The organism is Rhodococcus globerulus NBRC 14531, from assembly GCF_001894805.1.
In the GTDB taxonomy this organism is placed as follows: Bacteria; Actinomycetota; Actinomycetes; order Mycobacteriales; family Mycobacteriaceae; genus Rhodococcus_F; species Rhodococcus_F globerula.
In genome coordinates this window covers 357,160-377,874 of sequence record NZ_BCWX01000002.1, presented here as the reverse complement: position 1 = coordinate 377,874, position 20,715 = coordinate 357,160, and the positions used below count along the sequence as shown (strand labels likewise).

The 20,715-nt window shown below is 63.2% G+C and carries 17 protein-coding genes; 3 read left to right on the top strand and 14 right to left on the bottom strand.

Annotation, left to right across the window (positions count from 1 at the left end; all coding sequences use genetic code 11):
- Positions 1-5: 5 nt before the first annotated feature.
- Both rffA and RG2_RS10375 read right to left on the bottom strand, forming a co-directional pair.
- Positions 6-1,145, bottom strand: coding sequence for a dTDP-4-amino-4,6-dideoxygalactose transaminase (gene rffA, locus RG2_RS10380; RefSeq protein WP_033236543.1), 1,140 nt, complete (start codon positions 1,143-1,145; stop codon positions 6-8).
- The gene (locus RG2_RS10375; RefSeq protein WP_033236544.1) at positions 1,135-2,124 is read right to left on the bottom strand and encodes a glycosyltransferase; all 990 of its coding nucleotides are present in this window, start codon (positions 2,122-2,124) and stop codon (positions 1,135-1,137) included. The genes rffA and RG2_RS10375 overlap by 11 nt, the downstream gene beginning before the upstream one ends.
- A 173-nt stretch (positions 2,125-2,297) precedes the next feature.
- Here RG2_RS10375 and RG2_RS10370 point away from each other — a divergent pair, with 173 nt between their 5' ends.
- Positions 2,298-4,496 carry a membrane protein gene (locus tag RG2_RS10370; RefSeq protein ID WP_033236545.1) on the top strand — a complete coding sequence of 733 codons (2,199 nt, stop codon included), beginning with the start codon at positions 2,298-2,300 and terminating at the stop codon, positions 4,494-4,496.
- The gene (locus RG2_RS10365) at positions 4,493-4,936 is read left to right on the top strand and encodes a GtrA family protein (protein ID WP_033236546.1); all 444 of its coding nucleotides are present in this window, start codon (positions 4,493-4,495) and stop codon (positions 4,934-4,936) included. Before RG2_RS10370 ends, RG2_RS10365 begins: the two co-directional genes overlap by 4 nt.
- Before the next feature lie 22 nt (positions 4,937-4,958).
- Here the strand turns inward: RG2_RS10365 and RG2_RS10360 are convergent, their stop codons facing one another.
- Entirely contained in the window at positions 4,959-5,537 is a 579-nt protein-coding gene (locus tag RG2_RS10360) for a TetR/AcrR family transcriptional regulator (RefSeq protein WP_033236547.1), read from the bottom strand.
- A 68-nt stretch (positions 5,538-5,605) separates the two neighbouring features.
- On the opposite strand from RG2_RS10360, the gene RG2_RS10355 reads away from it, so the two are divergent.
- Entirely contained in the window at positions 5,606-6,181 is a 576-nt protein-coding gene (locus tag RG2_RS10355) for a dihydrofolate reductase family protein (RefSeq protein ID WP_033236548.1), read from the top strand.
- On the opposite strand, the gene trmD is transcribed toward RG2_RS10355, so the two are convergent.
- The 11 genes from trmD to smc all read right to left on the bottom strand — a co-directional run bounded on the left by trmD (position 6,178) and on the right by smc (position 20,694).
- The gene (trmD, locus tag RG2_RS10350; protein ID WP_033236549.1) at positions 6,178-6,882 is read right to left on the bottom strand and encodes a tRNA (guanosine(37)-N1)-methyltransferase TrmD; all 705 of its coding nucleotides are present in this window, start codon (positions 6,880-6,882) and stop codon (positions 6,178-6,180) included. The two genes, RG2_RS10355 and trmD, sit on opposite strands and share 4 nt — an antisense overlap.
- Before the next feature lie 7 nt (positions 6,883-6,889).
- Positions 6,890-7,468 carry a ribosome maturation factor RimM gene (gene rimM / locus RG2_RS10345; RefSeq protein WP_033236550.1) on the bottom strand — a complete coding sequence of 193 codons (579 nt, stop codon included), beginning with the start codon at positions 7,466-7,468 and terminating at the stop codon, positions 6,890-6,892.
- Positions 7,469-7,483: 15 nt separating this feature from the next.
- Positions 7,484-7,726, bottom strand: a complete 243-nt coding sequence (locus tag RG2_RS10340; RefSeq protein ID WP_033236551.1) for an RNA-binding protein — start codon at positions 7,724-7,726, stop codon at positions 7,484-7,486.
- Complete coding sequence (gene rpsP, locus RG2_RS10335; protein WP_033236552.1) at positions 7,723-8,193, bottom strand: 30S ribosomal protein S16; 471 nt, start codon at positions 8,191-8,193, stop codon at positions 7,723-7,725. Before rpsP ends, RG2_RS10340 begins: the two co-directional genes overlap by 4 nt.
- Before the next feature lie 186 nt (positions 8,194-8,379).
- On the bottom strand, positions 8,380-9,462 hold the full coding sequence (locus tag RG2_RS10330; protein WP_033236553.1) for an amidohydrolase family protein: 1,083 nt from the start codon (positions 9,460-9,462) through the stop codon (positions 8,380-8,382).
- Between the two features lie 4 nt (positions 9,463-9,466).
- Complete coding sequence (ffh, locus tag RG2_RS10325) at positions 9,467-11,044, bottom strand: signal recognition particle protein (protein ID WP_033236554.1); 1,578 nt, start codon at positions 11,042-11,044, stop codon at positions 9,467-9,469.
- A 116-nt stretch (positions 11,045-11,160) separates the two neighbouring features.
- Complete coding sequence (locus RG2_RS10320) at positions 11,161-13,668, bottom strand: [protein-PII] uridylyltransferase (protein WP_033236607.1); 2,508 nt, start codon at positions 13,666-13,668, stop codon at positions 11,161-11,163.
- The gene (locus tag RG2_RS10315; protein ID WP_033236555.1) at positions 13,658-13,996 is read right to left on the bottom strand and encodes a P-II family nitrogen regulator; all 339 of its coding nucleotides are present in this window, start codon (positions 13,994-13,996) and stop codon (positions 13,658-13,660) included. Before RG2_RS10315 ends, RG2_RS10320 begins: the two co-directional genes overlap by 11 nt.
- A gap of 57 nt (positions 13,997-14,053) precedes the next feature.
- Positions 14,054-15,313 (bottom strand): ammonium transporter, encoded by a 1,260-nt coding sequence (locus RG2_RS10310; RefSeq protein WP_045067926.1) that lies wholly within the window; start codon positions 15,311-15,313, stop codon positions 14,054-14,056.
- 248 nt (positions 15,314-15,561) lie between these two features.
- Positions 15,562-17,067, bottom strand: a complete 1,506-nt coding sequence (ftsY, locus tag RG2_RS10305; protein ID WP_033236557.1) for a signal recognition particle-docking protein FtsY — start codon at positions 17,065-17,067, stop codon at positions 15,562-15,564.
- A gap of 42 nt (positions 17,068-17,109) precedes the next feature.
- The gene (gene smc / locus RG2_RS10300; protein WP_033236558.1) at positions 17,110-20,694 is read right to left on the bottom strand and encodes a chromosome segregation protein SMC; all 3,585 of its coding nucleotides are present in this window, start codon (positions 20,692-20,694) and stop codon (positions 17,110-17,112) included.
- Between the last annotated feature and the right edge of the window lie 21 nt (positions 20,695-20,715).

The following is a 20,715-nucleotide window of genomic DNA, read 5'->3' as shown; positions in this document are numbered from 1 at the left end:
CTTACCTACACGCGATACGACGCCGCAGCATCTACGACGCGGCCCTGCTGGTCGGCTGTGAGCATCGGCCACAGCGGAAGTCGCAGAATCGTGGTCGAGAACTGCAGACTACGAACGCACGGCACAGGTGTGCGGCCGTAGCGCAGTCCGGCCGCACTCGTGTCCAGGGGCACGTAATGAAAGGGTGCCACTACGCCGCGCTCGGCCATGTGCCGGATCATGGCGTCGCGGCTGCGCTCGTTCGGCAGCCGGACATAGAACAGGTGCGCGGGGTGCTCACAATCGTCCGGAACGGTCATCAGTTGAACGTCGTGATTCTTCGCCCAATCGGACAGGTTCTCGCTGTAGTCGTCCCAGACGCGATGACGGCCCGCATGAATCGCGTCGAATTCGGCTAGTTGAGCGTCGAGCACCGCCGCGTTGAGTTCACTGGGCAGATAGCTCGAGCCGATGTCCTGCCACGAGTATTTATCCACCTGACCACGCAGGAAACGAGCACGGTTCGTGCCCTTCTCGCGGATGATCTCGGCGCGCTCCATCAGTGCATCGTCGGAGAGCAGCAGCGCGCCACCCTCACCGCAATGAATGTTCTTGGTGTCGTGGAAACTTTGAGTGCCGACGGTGCCGATGGTGCCGAGTGTTCGGCCCCGCCACGTGCCGCCCAGTCCGTGCGCGTTGTCCTCGATCAACGCAACGCCGTGTTCCTTCGCGAGTGCCAGCAGCGGTTCCATCTCGGCTGCCACACCGCCGTAGTGCATGACCAGCACGGCTTTGGTGCGCGGTGTGATCGCGTCGGCGACGGCGACCGGATCGATGTTGCCGGTTTCCAGATCGATGTCGACGAACACGACGGTTGCCCCGCGCAGCGCGACCGCGGTTGCTGCGGAGCTGAAGGCAAAACTTGGAACGATGACTTCGTCGCCCGGCCCGATCTCCAACAGAAGTGCACCGAGTTCGAGCGCGTGTGTGCACGAGGTTGTCAGCAGGGCGTGCTTGGCGCCGGTGATCGCCTTGATCTTTGCGGTGGACGAGGCGGTGAATGTGCCGTCGCCGTGAATGTGATCCGATTCCAGAACCGTTGCCAGATTGGTCAATTCATTCGAGGCACGGTAGGGCCGACTGAAGATGATGCGGTCAGCGTTCACGTGTGACACCGTCCATTTCAGTTACACCCGGACGTGGTGCATCGACCTTGAGATACAGGGGTTTGCCCACCAGAATATGCAGGGCAACCCCGAGATATTCGGCAATGAGACCAAGCGAGAACAGAATTGCCCCCGAGCAGAGCAGCATCGCCACGATCATCGATGCCCAGCCTTCAGGGTCGTTGTTGTCGCCGGTCACCGCCTGGACGAAGATCACCGCAGCGACCACCACTCCGGCGAGCGCAAGAGTCACGCCGAGCAGGCTGACCAATCGGAGACCCCGGGTTCCGCTGCACAACACCATCTTCCAGAACAGAGAGAACAACCGGCGGTAGTTGTAGCCGGATTCCTCTCGGCCCTCCGCACGTAAGCTAACCGGAACGGTGGCGGTGTTACCCACCACCCAGGTCAGAGCGACGTCGAGGTACGCACCGTTTGCGGCTACCTCCGCCAGTTGTCTCGCGATGTCGCCGCGAACAAGTCTGAAGCTCTCGAATTGCGCCGATGCCGGGAACGCGAACACCGTAGCCAGAACCATCTTTGCGCCCCGCGACGTCACGTTCCGCAAGAATCCGTGGGGGCGGGTATTGACCGGCTTCGAATAGACAAGATCGGCACGTTCTCGCAGTGCGGTGTCGAGAAACGCGCTGATCGACGCCGGGTCATGCTGCCCGTCCTCGTCCATCGTGACAATCCAGTCGCCGCGGGCAGCAGCCATACCGGCAATCGTTGCGGCGTCCTGGCCGTAGTTGCGGCTCAGCCAAATCACCCGTACGTGGTCGAAACGGCGTTCCAACTCGAGAAGGACGACGTCGGAGCGATCTGGCCCGTTGTCATGGACAAGGACGATCTCGTCGACCGAGAATTCGGCACCACCTGCAGTGACACAGGTACCGGTGAGAGTGTTCAGCTCGTCGACCAGCGCGGAAATCGTGCGTTCGCCCTGGTACACAGGCACCACGACGGAGATCGAGTGCACTCGCTTACTGCTCCCTTCGGGAACTCGACGAAGGGTCGAGTGATCAGTGCGACCGGACTCACACCGCCGCGAACTTTAACACGCGCGCGTGTACGACTCTTGTACTTTGCCAACGGTTTACCTGCACGCGTCATGGCACGATTCCCCCATCCTGTTAAGGTCTGGAACTCGTGGTGGAAACTCGCATTCGCGCCAGAGCTGACGTGTACAAATGGGGTGCCGGTACTGCGGTCGGTGTTATCGCGGGATACATCGCTGTCGTCCTGGCAAATGCACGCCATTTCTACACCGATGACACCGAGTCCCAGTACGCCCCGTTGTGGGTGATGTTGGGCCGAAATCTGCGCGAGGGCCACCTACCAGTCCTGGTGCCGGAGAACTGGATGGCCGGGAACTACGCCATCGAGGAAGCCGGCCTTCTCAACCCACCACAACTGCTCATCGACCTGATAGCGCCGTCCTTCGACAACCTCGCGTTGTACGCAACGCTGGTCAAGCTGATCTTCGCGATCATCCTCGGCCTCGGTGTATTTCGGATCTGCCTCGAATACGGCTCCAAGCCCGCGTGGGCGGCCGTAGCCGGCGTCTCGATTCCCTTCACCGGTTTCCTGCTGTTCTTCGACGAGGCCAGTTGGATGACGGCCTTTACCGGCACCGCCTGGATGGTGCAGGCCTGGGCGTCGGCGATCCGGTACTCCCGCGGCAAGAGCGGTCCGATACCGACGTTTGTGTTCCTGTATCTCGCGATGTCGGTCCAATACGTGTTTCCCGCAGTCGAATCCGGTCTGATGATCGTTGCTGTGGCCATCGGCGAAGTGGCCTACCAACGACGCTGGCTGCCATCGCTGCGGCTCCTCGCAGTCTCCGCGTGTGCCGCGCTGGCGGGCCTCGCAACCTACCTGCCGAGTCTGCTCACCGCCGACGTCACCTGGCGCGGCGCATCCGAGGTCAAGAACGACGCCTTCCTCGCCGTACCGTGGTCGGAATCCCTCAACGCCAGCCTGCCGAGCACGATGCCCGCGTTTGTTTCGTGGTGGGGTTACATCCAGACCATGCCGATGGTCTACATCGCCTGGTTCCTGATTCCTGCGCTTGCATTCATCGACTGGGGCAAAGCTCGCGGCGCCGCACGCGAACTGACGGCCGTCGGAATTTTCACGGTGGCAGTACTCATGTGGACTGCCGGACCCAGCACCATCGGCCCCCTCCGCTGGCCCGCTCGGGTGCTCCCGATGGTGGCGATCGGACTGCTACTTCTGGTGTGCATCCTGCTCGGGCGCTACGCCACCACCGACAACTGGCGTCGCCGCGGCGCGGCCGCCGGAATCCTGGTGGGCTTACTCCTGATCCGCTCGGCGTCGGCTGCACCCAGCCTCCTGGAATGGCACGTGATCTCGGCCGTCGCCGTCGCTGCTCTCGGCGCCGCGATGGTCTGGCTCGGCCGAACGAAGGGAACGGCCGCGGCCTGCATCCTCGCTATTGCCGCAGTCTCCCCCATCGCTTACGCCCAGGTGCGCGCCGCGCAACCGACACCGATGAGCTGGAACCTGCCGGAGTCGCGCTCGGACATGAAAGCAGCTTTCCCCGACTTCGACGGAACAACACTGCAACTCGCCGATCGCGCGCTCATCGCCCCCGACCAACGCACCCTCGACGGCGCATACGGCTCACTGGCTTTCGGAAACTATCCGAAAGATCTGGAACTCACCTACACCAGCGGTTACACCCCCAACGGGCACTACTACTTCGGCAATCTCCTGTGCATGCGGTGGGACATGAGCGTGTGCCCTGACGCGTTCGCACGGGTCTTCGCCGTCGAACCCGAAACCGGCCGCACTCTGGTCGATCTCATGAACGTGGACCGCGTGGTTCTGCAGAACGCGTTGTATCCCGATGCTCGTAACCAGCCGGCCCCCGACGGCTGGAAATGGGTCGACTACCCCGGCCACGACAACTACATCTCGGTACTCGAACGCGTCGACGGTTCGGTCTCCGCCCGCAACGGCCGAATCTCGCACTCCGAAGGGGTGGAAGCGACGTCGGTCGCCGAGACGAACATGTCGAGCACTCTTCGAGTCAGCTCGAGCGGCGGCGGGAAGGTCGTCTTCGCCCGTCTCGGCTGGCCTGGCTACCGCGCCACCTTGAACGGCGAGTCTGTTCCCATCGACGTTGTTGCGAAGTCCTTTGTCACCGTGGATGTTCCAGCCGGAACTCAGGACGCGGAACTTGTCCTAACCTGGCGTCCGCCGGGATGGAAGATCGGCGGCGCGTCGATGGTCGCCGGAATTCTCGGCCTCGGTGTACTCGAATGGATGTATCTGCGCGGCCGTCGACGCGACCGGATCGACGACGCAACGAACAACGCATCGTGAGCGAGGACACCGCCCCGGTTGCCGACCCAGGCCCGCTGCTGCGAATCGTGAAACATCAGCCCATCGCATTTGCCGTTGTGGGAGTGGCGAATACAGCCATCGGATACGGGCTGTTCGTCATCTGGATGCTCGCGTTGGGCAACGACAACCTCTACCCGGTCGCGCTGATCGGTTCCTACAGCATCAGCGTCCTGATCGCGTTTGTGCTGCACCGAACTCTGGTCTTCCGCGTCCGGGGTCACCTCGCCCGCGACCTCGGGGCGTTTATCGTCGTCAATTCCGGTGGGCTGGTACTGAATCTGATCCTGGGGACTTTTGCGGTGTCGGTTCTCCATGCACCACCACTACCGGCACAGGCAGTGGTGATGCTGATTGTGGCAGGCGTGAGTTTTCTGGGGCATCGATACTTCTCGTTCCGGCGCAGCACCGACAACCACTGACCTGTTACCGACCACTGACCTGCTACCGCTGTGGCGGCAAGGCCCGATCCACCGCCGCCTCGACGACGGCACGAACGTCCTCCTGCACGAAGAGATCCGGCAGGGTGAGCCGATCGAGAACCAGCCAGTTCAACGACATGTAGAGCAGTCGAACGGTCATCGCATCACCTGGCACTCCCGAGGCCAGATGGTTGGCGACGTTGAGTTCGAAGTCTTCTCGGATGCGGACCGTCAGAACCGCTCGAAGATCAGGCCGACGCGTCGCCTCGAGGCGCAACTCCATCAATGCGAGGAATCCGGTCCCGAATGAGGTGACCCGCTCGACCACGTCGAGCATGAGCGTCACCAGGCGCTCACGATCGGTGCCGTTGACGGGATCGATCATCCCTTCGAGGTCGTCCGGAATCAGTCGCTCGTAGATCCGGCCACCGGCTTGGGTGAGTAGGTCGTCGCGATTCGAGAAGTAGTTCGACGCTGTCCCGTTCGGCACGGCGGCCTGCGTATCGACGGCTCGAAATGTCAAGCCTCTAGCGCCCTCTCGCGCCAGCACCTCGATTGCCGCATCGATCAGCGCCAGCCGGCGTTCCGGGTTTTTTCGCACTTGACACCGCTCCTGTCACGACCCTAAATTAAACCACTACAAACAGAGTACTACGAACGGAGTTGTACATGCGCAAGCTTGTGTACTACGTCGGAACAACGCTGGACGGATACATCGCAGGCCCCGGAGGAGAGTTCGATTTCTTTCCGCTCTCCGATCAGATGACCGCGTCGATGAACGAGCGTTACCCGGAAACCGTACCCACGCACATCCGGCCCCACGTCGGGATGGGCAACCCACCGAACAGAGTTTTCGACACCGTCCTCATGGGCCGCGGTTCCTACGAGCCCGCACGAAGCGTCGGCGTGAGCAGTCCATACGCGCACCTTCGGCAATACGTCGTATCGACCACGCTCCCGGATATCGACGACCCGGCAGTCAACCTGGTGCGCACGGACCCGGTAACGAAGATCAAGGAACTCAAAGCCCTAGAAGGACAAGATATCTGGCTGTGCGGCGGCGGAATACTTGCCGGGGAACTGCTACCGGAGATCGACGAATTGATAATCAAAAGGTACCCGGCCATCGTGGGTGCGGGGATACCGATGATCGCCGGTACATTCGAGCCGATACTTTTCACGCCCACGGCCAGTGAAGTCTTCGACAACGGCGCGAGCGTCACCTGGCTGAAGCGAAACAGCTAGGGCAGCAGATCCGGCCGACGTTCGGCGGTGCGCTGCAGCGACTGCTCATGGCGCCATGCCTTGATCTTTGCGTGATCGCCGGACAGCAGAACAGGCGGAACTTCGAGGTCGCGCCAGACCGCCGGGCGGGTGTAGCTCGGCCCCTCGAGAAGACCGTCGGAGAACGAATCCTCTTGGTGCGACAGCTGATTGCCGAGCACACCGGGCATCAAGCGAACTACGGCTTCCACCATCACCAGTACGGCAGCCTCGCCGCCGATCAGGACGTAATCGCCGATGCTGACTTCTTCGACGCGAACCCGCTTGGCCGCGTCGTCGAAGACTCGTTGATCGATGCCCTCGTACCGGCCGCAGGCAAACACAAGATGCTGCGCCTTCGACCAACGATGCGCTGTTGCCTGGGTAAAGGGAACACCGGCGGGAGTCGGCACCACCAAAATGGTGTCGGCATCATCCGGGCCGGAAGAATCGGAGCGGCCGAGGACGTCGTCGAGGGCGGGACCCCACACGGTGGGTTTCATGACCATGCCAGGTCCCCCGCCGTACGGGGAATCGTCGACGGCCTTGTGTACGTCATGGGTCCACGAACGCAGATCATGGACGTCAACCGAGATCAAGCCGCGTTCGATTGCCTTGCCCAGCAAGGCGGCACGAAGCGGTTCGAGGTACTCGGGAAAAATGGTGACTACGTCGAGACGCATGAATCGATCAGTCGCGATCTGAGTTCGACTTGTCGCTGTCGCTGTTCGACTTGTCACCGAAGTCAGGGTCCAGCAGACCCTCGGGAGGCGTGATCTCAACCAGGCCGTCGGCAATCGACACCTTGGTCACGATGGCGGCGACAAATGGGATCAACAACTCGCCCGATGCCTCACCGGTGCGGCGAATGGAAAGCAATTCGCCTGCGGCGGAGTGCAATACCTCGATCACAGAACCCACCTCGGTACCGTCGGCCAGAACGACCTTCAGTCCTTCGAGTTCGTGATCGTAGAACTCGTCCGGATCGTCGGACGGTTCGAGTTCACTGCTGTCGATGACAAACAACGTGCCACGCAAGGCATCTGCCTCGCCGCGATCGTTGACGCCTTCGAGACGCAGCAGGAGCCGCCCGGAATGATCCCGGGCGGCTTCTACTGTGTAGGACTTGCTAGTGGACTCGCGTGGCTTATGCCCACGCAGCACAGTTCCAACGGCAAAGCGCTCTTCGGGTTCGTCAGTACGAACCTCTACGACCAGCTCACCTTTGATGCCATGCGACTTCGCGACACGACCGACGACGAGTTCCACGTGAAATACTGCCGTCTACTGATCGGTGTCGACGACGTCGACGCGAATGCCACGGCCACCGATACCGGAGACCAGGGTGCGCAGAGCGGTCGCGGTGCGGCCGCCCCTGCCGATGACCTTGCCGAGATCGTCGGGGTGCACGTGCACCTCGACGGTACGTCCACGGCGTCCGGTCATCAGTTCGACGCGTACGTCGTCAGGATTGGCGACAATGCCGCGAACCAAATGCTCTACCGCATCAGCGACGACGGCACTCACTTGTCAGCAGCCTCGGCGTCTGCAGCGGGAGCCTCGGCGTCGGCTGCGGCGTCGTCTGCCTTGGCCTCGTCTGCCTTGGCAGCCTTCTTCTTCTTGGGGGTGATTGCTTCTGCAACCGGCTCGTTCTCGGCCTGCGCGAGTGCAGCCTGGAACAGTTCGAGCTTGGAGGGCTTGGCTTCCTTGACACGCAGGGTGCCTTCGGTGCCCGGGAGGCCCTTGAACTTCTGCCAGTCACCGGTGATCTTGAGGAGAGCCTCGACGGGCTCGGTGGGCTGTGCGCCCACGGACAGCCAGTACTGAGCGCGCTCGGAATCGATGTCGATCAGCGACGGCTCTTCCTTGGGGTGGTACTTGCCGATGGTCTCGATCGCACGGCCGTCACGACGGGTGCGGGAGTCGGCGATGACAACGCGGTACTGAGCGTTGCGGATCTTGCCGAGGCGGGTGAGCTTGATCTTGACAGCCATGGCTGCGGTACTCCTTCAGCGCGCACAACAATGCGGCGCGTGTCACGTGCAATTCAGCAACCCCCACGAATTTGGGGGCCCGGTTTTGCCTCTAACCTGTGACCGTCGCAGCGGTACGTAACCGTTTGCGACGAACAGTCGTCCATTGTGCCAGATGCCTACTTGTGGATGAAATCCAGGCAAGCGTTATCGGGCGATTACATTGCCGCGAAGCACCACGTGGGCGGGCTTCGCCAGCACAGCGGTGTTTCCCCGCGGATCTTCGTCGAATACCACCAGGTCAGCGGGCGCACCCTCGACCAATCCGGATCCACCCAGCCACGTCCGGGCGTCCCAGCAGGCTGCACCGAGCGCGTCGTGTGACGACATCCCGGCGATCTGGAGTTCAGCCACCTCGTCGGCGATCCGGCCGTGCAGGATCGATCCTCCGGCATCAGTGCCGGCGTAGATCGGGATCCCGGCTTCGTGCGCCGCACCGATCGTCCGATGGCGCCGCGAGTGGAGATCGCGCATGTGGGCCGCGTAGATCGGGTACCGCGTCGCGGAGTCGGCGATTCCGGGGAATGTCGCGATGTTGATCAGTGTCGGCACCAGTGCGGTGCCGTGAGCAACCATCATCTCGATGGTCTCGTCGGTCAATCCGGTGCCGTGCTCGATGCAGTCGATACCGGCGTTGATCAGGCCGGGAAGTGCGTCCTCGGCAAAAACGTGGGCCGTGACCTTGGCGCCTTCAGCGTGAGCCGCCGCAATAGCTTCAACCAGGATCTTGTCGCTCCACAGGGGCGCGAGGTCGCCGACAGAGCGGTCGATCCAGTCGCCGACGAGCTTGACCCACCCGTCACCGGCCCTGGCTTGGCGCACGACCTCGGCAGGCAACTGCGATTCGTCGTCGAGATCGACCGGCAACCCCGGGATGTAGCGCTTGGGCGCAGCGATGTGCTGACCCGCACGGATGATCCGGGGAAGATCGGCCCGCTCATCGACGAATCGGGTATCGACGGGTGATCCCGCGTCACGCAACAGCAGTACACCGGCGTCGCGCTCGGTCTGTGCCTGAGCGATCAAACCGTCGACGGTCTCGCCGCCGCCCCCGCCGAAGCGAATACCGACATGGCAATGCGCGTCGACAAGACCGGGAGTGATCCACCCAGCATCGACAATCGTCTCGGCGCCTGCGACCGGTTCGAAGGTGATCCTGCCGTCGACAATCCACAGTTCGATGGGCGCAGCATCGGGCAGACCGATGCCGCGCAGATGGAGGGCGCTCACGGGCTTACTTCTTGGGCAGCTTGAGCTGCGACAGGTCGATGCCTTCGAGTCCGGGTGGCAACTGGTCGAGTCCCTTGGGCATGTTCGACAGGTCGGGCATTCCGGCAGGCATGCCACCGGGCATACCCGGGAATCCGCCCATGCCGGGGAATCCTCCGCGCATCTTGGGCTGCGTCGGACCCTTGCCGCCCTTCTTGCCCTTCTTGCCCTTCTTGCTGCGCACCTGCTTGCGGGCGCCGGGCATGCCCATGCGACCGGCCATGGCGGCCATCATCTTTCGGGCCTCGAAGAACCGGTCCACCAACTGGTTGACGTCGGAGACCTTGACACCCGAACCGTTTGCGATGCGCAGACGGCGGGACGCGTTGATGATCTTGGGGTCTTCACGCTCGGCGGGCGTCATACCGCGGATGATCGCCTGGATGCGGTCGAGTTGCTTCTCGTCGACGTTGGCCAGCGCGTCCTTCATTCCGCCTGCGCCTGGCAGCATGCCGAGAAGGTTGCCGATCGGGCCCATCTTGCGGACAGCCATCATCTGATCGAGGAAATCCTCGAGCGTCAGCTGGCCGGAGCCGATCTTGGCGGCGGTTGCTTCAGCCTGCTCGGCGTCGAAGACCTGCTCGGCCTGCTCGATCAGGCTCAGGACATCGCCCATGCCGAGGATGCGGCTGGCCATACGGTCCGGGTGGAAGACGTCGAAGTCTTCGAGCTTCTCGCCCGTCGACGCGAACAGAATCGGCTGGCCCGTGATCTCACGAACGCTGAGCGCGGCGCCACCACGGGCGTCGCCGTCGAGCTTGGTGAGGACAACACCGGTGAAGCCGACACCCTCACGGAACGCCTCGGCCGTGCTGACCGCGTCCTGACCGATCATCGAGTCGAGAACAAAAATTGTCTCGTCCGGGTTGACGGCGTCACGAATACCGGCAGCCTGCTCCATCAGATCTGCGTCGATGCCGAGTCGGCCGGCGGTGTCGACGATGACCACGTCGTACTGCTTGTTGCGCGCCTCTTCGACGCCGGCTCGGGCTACCTCGACGGGGTCGGCAGCGGAGACGCCGAGAGCGTTCTCGCCGCCGCCGATGGACGTACCCGGGTGCGGCGCGAAGACGGCGGCACCGGCGCGTTCGCCGACGATCTGCAGCTGTGTGACGGCGCCGGGACGCTGCAGGTCACACGCGACCAGAAGTGGAGTGTGGCCCTGATCCTTGAGCCACTTGGCCAGCTTGCCGGCGAGGGTGGTCTTACCGGAACCCTGCAGACCGGCCAGCATGATGACTGTCGGGGGGTTCTTGGCGAACTGCAGCCGACGAGTTTCGCCGCCGAGAATCTGAACCAGTTCCTCGTTGACGATCTTGACGACCTGCTGCGCCGGGTTGAGAGCACCGGACACCTCGGCGCCCTTGGCTCGTTCCTTGATCTTGGCGATGAAGCTGCGCACGACGGGCAGCGCAACGTCGGCCTCGAGAAGTGCGAGGCGGATCTCACGGGCGGTCGCGTCGATATCGGCGCCGGACAGACGACCCTTACCACGCAGATCCTTGAGAGATCCGGTCAATCTGTCGGAAAGGGATTCGAACACCGAGTGCGCTCCTGAAGGTCGTGCGAGTTTGCCGTGGATATTCTCGGGCACCAGCCTAGCCGCTACGTCCGCACCGATCCCAGCCGATGCGGACGTAACCGCTTTCAGGCGTGTCGCTACTGCGGCTTTTTCTCCGGCTGCGGCAGCGGCACAACACTCAGAACGGCGGCCTCGACGCGCTCACGACTGGCCCGCGAATCGGCCCCACCGAATTCGAGGCAGAACGAGTCGATGACGGACGAGCCCAGGGTCGCGACTTTTGCCCACCTGATGTCGGCGCCGCTGCGTTCGAGAGCTGCGGCCAGACGACACAGCAATCCGACGCGATCCTCGGTACGTACCTCGAGGATCGCCTGACCCTCACCAGGCGAATCGAACCAGATGACCCGCGGCGGTGCCTGCGCATACAGGACCGGGATCGCCGAACTCTTACTCAGCGCAATCGGATCTTCCCACTGCTGCGCCCGAGTTTCCTCTTCCTTGGCATCGAGTAGCTCTAGCAGGTTCAGCTCGCCCTCGGATGCGCGGATCAACTCCTGCCGTAGCAGCGCGGCTTGCGGCGGCGCCCCGAAACGCGGAGTCACGACAAACGAGTTGACCGCAGATCCCGCGTGGGCGCCGAGCGAAGCCGAATGCACGCGAAGCGACGACAACGCAAGAATCCCCGCGGCCCGTGACAACAGGCCGGGTGCATCCGGAGCAATGACCGTGACGACGTACGTATGCGCGTTCTCGGCCGGAGACAACGACACGTGAACACCGCCGTCCTCGGCGATGGACAACTGCTCGGGATCGAGTGGATCCGGAGCCGGCAGATCCTCCCCCGCCATCAGCAAGCGGCATCGACGCACCAGTTCGCCGATCAACGACGATTTCCAATCACCCCACACACCCGGACCCGTTGCCAGAGAATCTGCTTCGGCGAGTGCATGAAGAAGGTCGAGCAGCGTTCCGTCACCGCCAAGTGAATCGACGACCCCCTGCACCGTCGCCGGATCGTCCAGATCACGTCGCGTCGCCGTTTCCGGCAACAGCAGGTGATACCGCACCATCGCGGACAGCATTGCGACGTCGGAAGGCCAGAGCCCCAACCTGTTTCCGATTGCCGTGGCCAGTTCCGCACCGACCACACTGTGATCGCCGCCGCGCCCCTTACCGATGTCGTGAATCAAGGCTCCGAGCATCAGCAGATCCGGACGCGCGACCCGCGTCGTGAATCCGCTTGCGTATGCGGCTGTTTCGACAAGGTGCCGATCGACCGTCCAGGTATGGACGGCGTCACGCGGTGGCAGATCCCGGATCGTGCCCCACTCCGGCAACAGTCGCCCCCACAATCCGGTGCGATCCAAAGCCTCGATGACCGGCACCGCCCGAGAACCCGACCCCAACAACACCAGAAGATCGTTGACCGCGTTCTTGGGCCACGGCTCGCGCAGTTCAGGAGCGTTGTCCGCCAAGCGATTGAGCGTCGACGCCGAGATCGGCATCCCACCGGTTGCGGCAGCCGCCGCAACGCGCATGATCAACCCTGAGTCCTTCTTGGGCCGAGCATCGCGCGCCAGCACGACTTCTCCGGCATGCTCGACGACACCCTCGTCCAGAGGATGACGCACCGGAGGCCGCCGGAGCCGCGACAACCCACGCTTGGGCAAAGAATTTCCGGCAGTACGGATTCCGACGTCCACCGAATAGCTGATGATGCGCGCCGATTCGCTGAGCAGGCGAGCCAGATCGAATCGATCACCGATCCGCAGGGCGGCGCCGATCTCGTCGGCGTCCTGCGCCCGCAGCTGATCCCGCGGCCGACCGGCCACGCGATGCAACTCCGTGCGTACGTCGAGCAGTCGCCGGTGCGCCAGTGCCAGACCGCCGCCAGGCGAATTGGGACCGAGCCCTGGCATGCCGTCCGTCAACTGAGCGATGGACAGGGCATTGAGCAACTGCACGTCACGCAACCCCCCGCGCCCGCTCTTGAGATCCGGCTCGGCTCGATGGGCGATCTCGCCGCTGCTCGCCCACCGCGACTGGGTCTGCGCGATCAAATCGTCGAACCGCGAGCGAATGTCCATCCGCCATTGGCGTCGCACACCGCTGATCAGCAAATTGGTGAGTTCCATGTCGCCGGCAATGTGGCGAGCTTCCAGCATGCCAAGCGACGCGGTGATATCGGTTGCCGCGACCTGCAAGGCCTGCGGCAGCGTCCGCACGCTGTGGTCGAGTTTGATGTGCGCGTCCCACAACGGGTACCAGAGGCGTTCCGCCACCTGAGCCACCACAGCGGGGTCCATATCGTCGTGCAACAGAATCAGATCGAGATCGGAATAGGGCAACAATTCGCGTCGGCCCAGCCCGCCGACAGCAACAATCGCAAATCCGCAGTCGGGCTTGATTCCCAATTCGGCGCCCTTGGTGGTCAGCCAGAACTCGTGGAGATCAACCAGTGCGTGTCGCAGCGAAGGTGCGTCGAGCCGACGATTCTTGGGTCCACCGTCGAGTAATGCCTTGCGTGCGCGGGCCAGGTCCGCGGCTTCATCGGATCCCCCTGACGAGACCGGCCCTGGCCCCGTCGCCTTAGCGACGGAACCAGGGCCGAAGTTCCCGGACCCATTCGGGTCAGAGTGCATCGCCACCACGTTCTCCGGTACGAACCCGGATGACCGACTCGACCGGCGAGACCCAGACCTTGCCGTCACCGATCTTGCCGGTGCGCGCAGCCTCTACGATCACCTCGACCACCTTGTCGACAGCCGCGTCGTCGATCACGACCTCCACCCGAACCTTCGGTACGAAGTCCACGGAGTACTCCGCGCCTCGGTACACCTCGGTGTGGCCCTTCTGACGACCGTAACCCTGAACTTCACTGACAGTCATACCCAGCACCCCGGCCTGCTCGAGCGCGGTTTTGACGTCCTCGAGCGTGAACGGCTTGACGATTGCTGTGATCAGCTTCATGTGCTCATCCCTTTCCCAACTCTGAAGTGCTGCGATTTCACTTTAATCACGTGCTGATCACGCGAGGTCGTATGCGGTCTCTGCGTGTTGGGTCTCGTCGATTCCACGAGCCTCGTCCTCGGCCGAGATGCGCCATCCGAGGGGCTTGAGTGCGTAGCCGATGATCGCGGTGAGAACACCGGTGAAGACAAGAGCGACAACTGCAATCACGATCTGAACCACCAACTGCTTGTAGTCACCGCCGTAGAAGAGACCGGTCGACGTACCGAAGAATCCGATACCGATCGTGCCCCACAGGCCGGAGACGAGGTGAACACCGACAACGTCGAGCGAATCGTCGAAGCCGAAGCGGAACTTCAGGCCGACGGCCAGAGCGGAGAGAATACCGGCGATTGCGCCGAGGAAGATCGAGCCGACCGGGTTCAGTGCACCAGCTGCCGGGGTGATGGCAACAAGACCGGCAACAGCACCGGAAGCAGCACCGAGGCTGGTGGCATGTCCGTCACGGATACGCTCCGTGAGCAACCAAGCGAGGATTGCAGCGGCGGTAGCGGTGGTGGTGTTGACCCAGGCGAGACCGGCAAAACCGTCGGCAGCAAAAGCGGAACCGGCGTTGAAGCCGAACCAACCGAACCAGAGCAGAGCCGCACCGAGCATGACCAGCGGCAGGTTGTGCGGACGGAACGCGGTCTTGCCGAAGCCGGCGCGCTTGCCGACGATCAGAGCGAGAACCAGAGCGGCCATACCGGCGTTGATGTGAACGACTGTGCCACCGGCGAAGTCGATCGGCGGGACTGCGGCAACGAGGCCACCGTCACCGTCATCGGTGGTGCCGAAGATCTTTGCGGCGATACCGTCCTCGGAACCCGAGAGCAATCCGCCACCCCACACCATGTGAGCGAGCGGGAAGTAGACAACCGTGACCCAGATGCCCGAGAACAGCATCCACGTACCGAACTTCACGCGCTCGGCCAACGCACCGCTGATAAGTGCGGTCGTGATGATGGCGAACGTCACCTGGAAGGCGATGTCGATGACATTGGGGTAGCCCCACGCACCGGCAATGAAGTTACCGTCCGCGTCGGTGATGCTGTCCTTGAGTCCGAAGAACTCGAAGGGATTCGCGAAGATGCCACCGATGTTCTCGGTGCCGTAGGACATGGACCATCCCCACAGCACGTAGATGACACCGATGACGGCCATCGAACCGAAGGACATCATCATCATGTTGAGCACGGACTTGGACCGAGACATGCCGCCGTAGAAGAACGCGACACCCGGTGTCATCAGCAGAACCAGTGATGCGGCCATCAGCATCCATGCGGCGTTACCGGAGTTCGCCAACAAATCGTCGGTACTCACTTACTACCTCCTAGTCGCACGTGCCGGGTGGCACGTCGTTGAGTAGAAGACTGCTGGGCTGGTGTTTCGTCCGTGGCGCGCTTACGTTTCGCGGACGTGAACCAATTACCCAACTTTGTTGCAAGTAAGTTTCATACTGGGATTCTTCGAATCCCTGTGCGCCTTTTCAGTAGTGGGCACTACCGAAAAGGCGCACGGGGGCGCTAGCCCAACAGTGCGTCGACAAACGCTCCCGGTTCGAACGGAGCCAGGTCGTCAGCGCCCTCACCGAGGCCGACAAGCTTCACCGGAACCCCGAGTTCATGCTGAACCTGGAAGACGATTCCGCCCTTCGCCGTACCGTCCAACTTGGTCAGAACAACACCGGTGATATCGACAACTTCGGCAAACACGCGGGCCTGAGCGAGACCGTTCTGCCCCACGGTGGCGTCGAGAACCAGAAGAACGTCGTCGACCGACGCCTTCTTCTCGATCACACGCTTGACCTTGCCGAGCTCGTCCATCAAACCGGTCTTGGTGTGCAAGCGGCCGGCGGTGTCGATCAGAACGACGTCGACGCCCTCCTCGATGCCACGAGTAACGGCGTCGAAGGAAATAGCAGCGGGATCGCCGCCTTCCTTTCCGCGAACAACCTCAGCGCCGACGCGCTCGGCCCACGTCTGCAGCTGATCGGCCGCAGCAGCACGGAACGTGTCAGCGGCACCAAGAAGCACCCGTCGCCCGTCAGCGACCAATACGCGGGCCAGCTTGCCCGTCGTGGTGGTCTTGCCGGTTCCGTTCACACCGACGACAAGCAGAACCGCCGGATGGTTGTCGTGCGGAAGCGCCCGGATCGAGCGATCCAGTTCCGGACGAAGCTCCGCGACGAGTACCTCACGCAGCAAAGCGCGAGCCTCCGCCTCGGTCCGAACACTGCGGGCTGCCATCTGCGCCCGCAGCGTGGCAACAATCTTTTCCGTCGTCGCAGAACCGAGGTCCGCGATCAACAGGGTGTCCTCGACCTCTTCCCACGAATCCTCGTCCAGGTCGCCACCACCGAGCAGACCGAGCAAGCTCTTGCCGACTGCCGACTGTGAACGAGACAGTCGACCGCGCAGGCGATCAAGTCGGCCTTCGGTCGGTTCGATCTCGTCGAGAACCCGAGGGGCGGGCTCGACCGGAGCAACAGGAGCCGTCTCGACGACAGGAGCCTCGACCACCGGCGCCTCGACGACCGGCTCTTCGACAACCGGCGCTTCAACGACCGGCTCTTCAACGACCGGTTCCTCGACGACGGGCGCCTCGACAACCGGCTTTTCAACCACCGGCTCTTCGACGACGGGCGCCTCAACGACCGGCTCTTCAACAACTGGTTCCTCAACAACAGGAGCTTCGACAACCGGCTCTACAACAACGGGCGGCGCCGGTTCCGGCTCAACCGGCTTCTCCGGAACTGGCTTCTCCGGAACTGGCTTCTCCGGAACTGGCGGCTTTGCCGGCGGGGCCGGTGCCGGCGGTGGCGCCGTTGCCGTCGATCCCTCACTGAAGTTGAACCCGCCGCCGGCTTTGTAGCCGCCCGACTTGTCCTTCTCCGGTGCACCGAGCTCCGGCTTCGTCTCGGGCGCCTTCAACGACACCTGGCGGCTGCGGTAGCGCAGGAAACCCGCCACAAGAGCAATAAGTACTACGGCCGCGACAGCCGCGATGATGATCCAAGCCTGGGTAGTCACCGGCTCATTGTTTCAGGCTCGGCAACAGAAAGTGACCAAGGCTTACCGAACGGCGAGGTCTTGCCCTCGCAATCGCTGGGAAATGACAGTCGTGATGCCGTCGCCGCGCATGCTCACTCCGTAGAGAGCATCCGCGATTTCCATGGTGGGTTTCTGGTGCGTGATCACGATCAACTGCGATTTTTCCCGCAGCTGTTCGAAGAGCCCGATGAGGCGGCGCAGGTTGGTGTCGTCGAGAGCGGCTTCGACTTCGTCCATGACGTAGAACGGTGACGGCCGGGCCCGGAAGATCGCGACGAGCATGGCCACCGCTGTCAAGGATTTCTCTCCACCCGAGAGCAAGGAGAGCCGTTTGACCTTCTTTCCCGGTGGTCGCGCTTCGACCTCGATGCCGGTGGTGAGCATGTCCGACGGGTCGGTCAGGACAAGTCGGCCTTCGCCGCCGGGGAACAGTGTCTCGAAGACCCCTACGAACTCACGGGCGACGTCGGTGTAGGCCTCGGTGAACACCTGCAAGATCCGGGCGTCGACGTCGGCGACCACCGCGAGGAGATCCTTGCGCGCTGTTTTGACGTCTTCGAGTTGAGTGGAGAGAAATGTGTACCGCTCTTCGAGTGCGGCAAATTCTTCGAGCGCCAGCGGATTGACCTTGCCCAGAGTTGCGAGGTCTTTCTCGGCCCGCTTGGCCCGACGCTCCTGCGTGGCGCGGTCGTACGGAGCGGGCGCCGGAGCGGTGACCTGCTCGCCGCGCGCCTTGGCTTCTTCGTACTCCGCCAACTCGAGAGCCGTCGGCGGCAATTCGACGTCGGGGCCGTACTCCGCGATCAGATCGTCGAGTCCGATTCCGTACTGCTCGAGAATGGACTCTTCCAATTGCTCGATGCGCATTGCTGCCTGTGCCTTGGCAACTTCGTCGCGGTGAACGGCATCGGTCAGCGATGCGAGCTGCCCGTTCAGCGCCTTGACGATCTCTCGAACCTGGTCGAGCTTGGCGACGCATTCGGTACGGGCGCGCGCCAGGTCGTCGCGATGAGCAACCGCTGCCGCCACGACGGTCTCGAGTTCGCTCACCACTCGCAGACCGGATTCTGCGACTGCCGCAGCCACGGCGGCCGCATGTGCCCGTGCCCGCAACGCGTGTTCTGCCCGCACCCTCGCCTCGCGTTCGGCGGCTGCCGCACGGCGCAGCGAATCAGCTTTTCCGCGAACGGATTCGGCGCGTTCCTCGGCAGTGCGTACGGTCAGTCGCGCATCCATTTCGACGATGCGTACTTCCGCGAGCGCTGCCGCCGCCATTTCCCGGTCGGTGGCGGTTGATTCCGGTTCCCCGGCTTCGAGCCCGCCGTTGTCCTCCGCGTGGCGCAGGCGTTCCTCCAGTTCGGTCAGCGCAGTGAGAGATTCGACTCGACGGGCTTCGGCGCGACTGCGGTGCAACGTCAGTCGCTCCGACTCCTCGTGCGCGACGCGCACCGCCTGACCGAGTCGGCCCAACTGTTCGTAGATCGCGGAGATCGCCGCATCGGATTCGTTGAGTGCGGCAAGAGTCTGTTCTGCGGTTTCCTGCCGGATTGCCTGTTCAGACAGGGCGCCGGCCAAAGCTGCATCCAACTCTTCGGCCCGCAATTGTGTCTGCACCAACTCGGCTGCGGATGCGTCGATGGACGCTTGGGTTTCCAGCGTGCTCGGGCGTCGATCGGAACCGCCGACGAACCACCCCCGGCCGTGTAGGTTCCCGGAGCGGTCGACGGCCCGAATCATGCTGTGTTCAGCCACAACTCGTATCGCCTCGTCAAGGGTGTCGACCAAGACCACGTCGCCCAGGAGAGCGTCGAGTCCCGCTCGCAGTTCGTCCGCGCACTCGATGACGTCGACGGCCCGGCGAATGCCAGGACCGAGGTCGACCGGAGCGGACACGTCGTTCGGCCCGTGGACAATCAACGCCGCCTGCCCACCGTCGTGTTCGGCCAATGCCGATACCGCAGATCGTGCGGCGTCACTCGACTGCGCGACAACAGCATCCGCGGCCGGCCCCATCGCAGCGGCAATTGCACTCTCGTAGCCCGGCGTCACCCGAATCATGTCGGCCAGCGCGCCGGTGACGCCGTCGTGGCGCTCCAGAAGCCACCCCGCACCGTCCTTGCGGGCCAAACCGATCGAGAGCGCTTCGATACGAGCGGTCAGCGACGCGATGCGCTGTCCGCTCGATTTCTCTTCGGCGCGCAACTCGGCAACCCGCGCATCGACGATCGTGAGCGCTTCGACGGCGCGCTCGTGATTGGTGTCGAGACCGACCTCGCCGGCATCGAGGTCACCGATACTTTCCTGCACCGTCTCGAACTCGGCTTCTGCGTCATTCCCGCGGCGTCGGGATTCGTCGATCGATTCGGTGAGCCGCGCAACTTCGGCGTCCGCGGATTCGACGCGCGTTCGTAGGGTGTCTACCTGCCCGGACAGTCGAGCGAGCCCCTCGCGGCGATCGGCCACAGCGCGTACCTCGGCCATGTGTGCCCGTTCCGCTTCTGCCGCAGCGTCTTCCGTTGCCGCCAATTGTTCGCGCGCCGCCTCGGCCGCAGCACGAGCAATCTCGACGCCTTCGATCAACTCGGCTTCCTCAGCCGCCATTCGCTCGGCCCGCGCCTCCATCTCGTCGGGATCCTGGCCACGCACGCCAACCGGTTCGGAGTCGAGGTGACGCGCACGCTCACGTGCGATACGCACCGTGGCGTTGACTCGTTCCGCCAGCGCCGACAACTGGAACCACGTCTGCGCCGCGGCTTCTGCGCCGGGCGTCAGGCGGGCCAGTGCTTGCTCCTGGCGCCCGAGTTCGAGGTTGGCCTCGTCGAGCGCGGCGGTCACCTGATTGTGTTGCTCGCGCGCAACCTTCTCGTCCTGCGCTTGATCCTGCAGGGCATTGCGCCGGGTCACGAGATCATCTGCGGCCAAACGCATCTTGGCATCACGCAGATCTGCCTGCACAGTCTGGGCGCGCCTGGCAACCTCGGCCTGACGACCGAGTGGCTTGAGTTGGCGTCGCAATTCCGCGGTGAGATCGCTCAACCGGGCGAGATTGGCCTGCATGGAATCGAGCTTGCGTACCGCTTTTTCCTTGCGGCGCCGGTGTTTCAGCACGCCGGCCGCTTCCTCGATGAATGCGCGGCGATCCTCCGGCCGCGATTCCAGGATCGCGGCGAGCCTGCCCTGGCCGACGATGACGTGCATTTCGCGCCCGATACCGGAGTCGCTGAGTAGTTCCTGGACGTCCATCAACCGGCACGACGAGCCGTTGATCTCGTACTCCCCTGCGCCGTCACGGAACATTCGCCGCGTGATCGACACCTCGGTGTAGTCGATCGGAAGAGCGCCGTCGGAATTGTCGATGGTCAAGGTCACTTCGGCGCGGCCGAGCGGAGCCCGCCCGGAGGTTCCGGCAAAGATGACGTCTTCCATTTTTCCGCCGCGCAATGCCTTGGCGCCCTGCTCACCCATGACCCAGGACAGCGCGTCGACGACATTCGATTTTCCGGAACCGTTAGGGCCGACCACGCAGGTGATGCCGGGTTCGAATCGCAGAGTCGTTGCCGACGCAAAAGACTTGAAGCCTTTGAGCGTCAGACTCTTGAGATGCATGCGGAGAACTTTACCGTCATC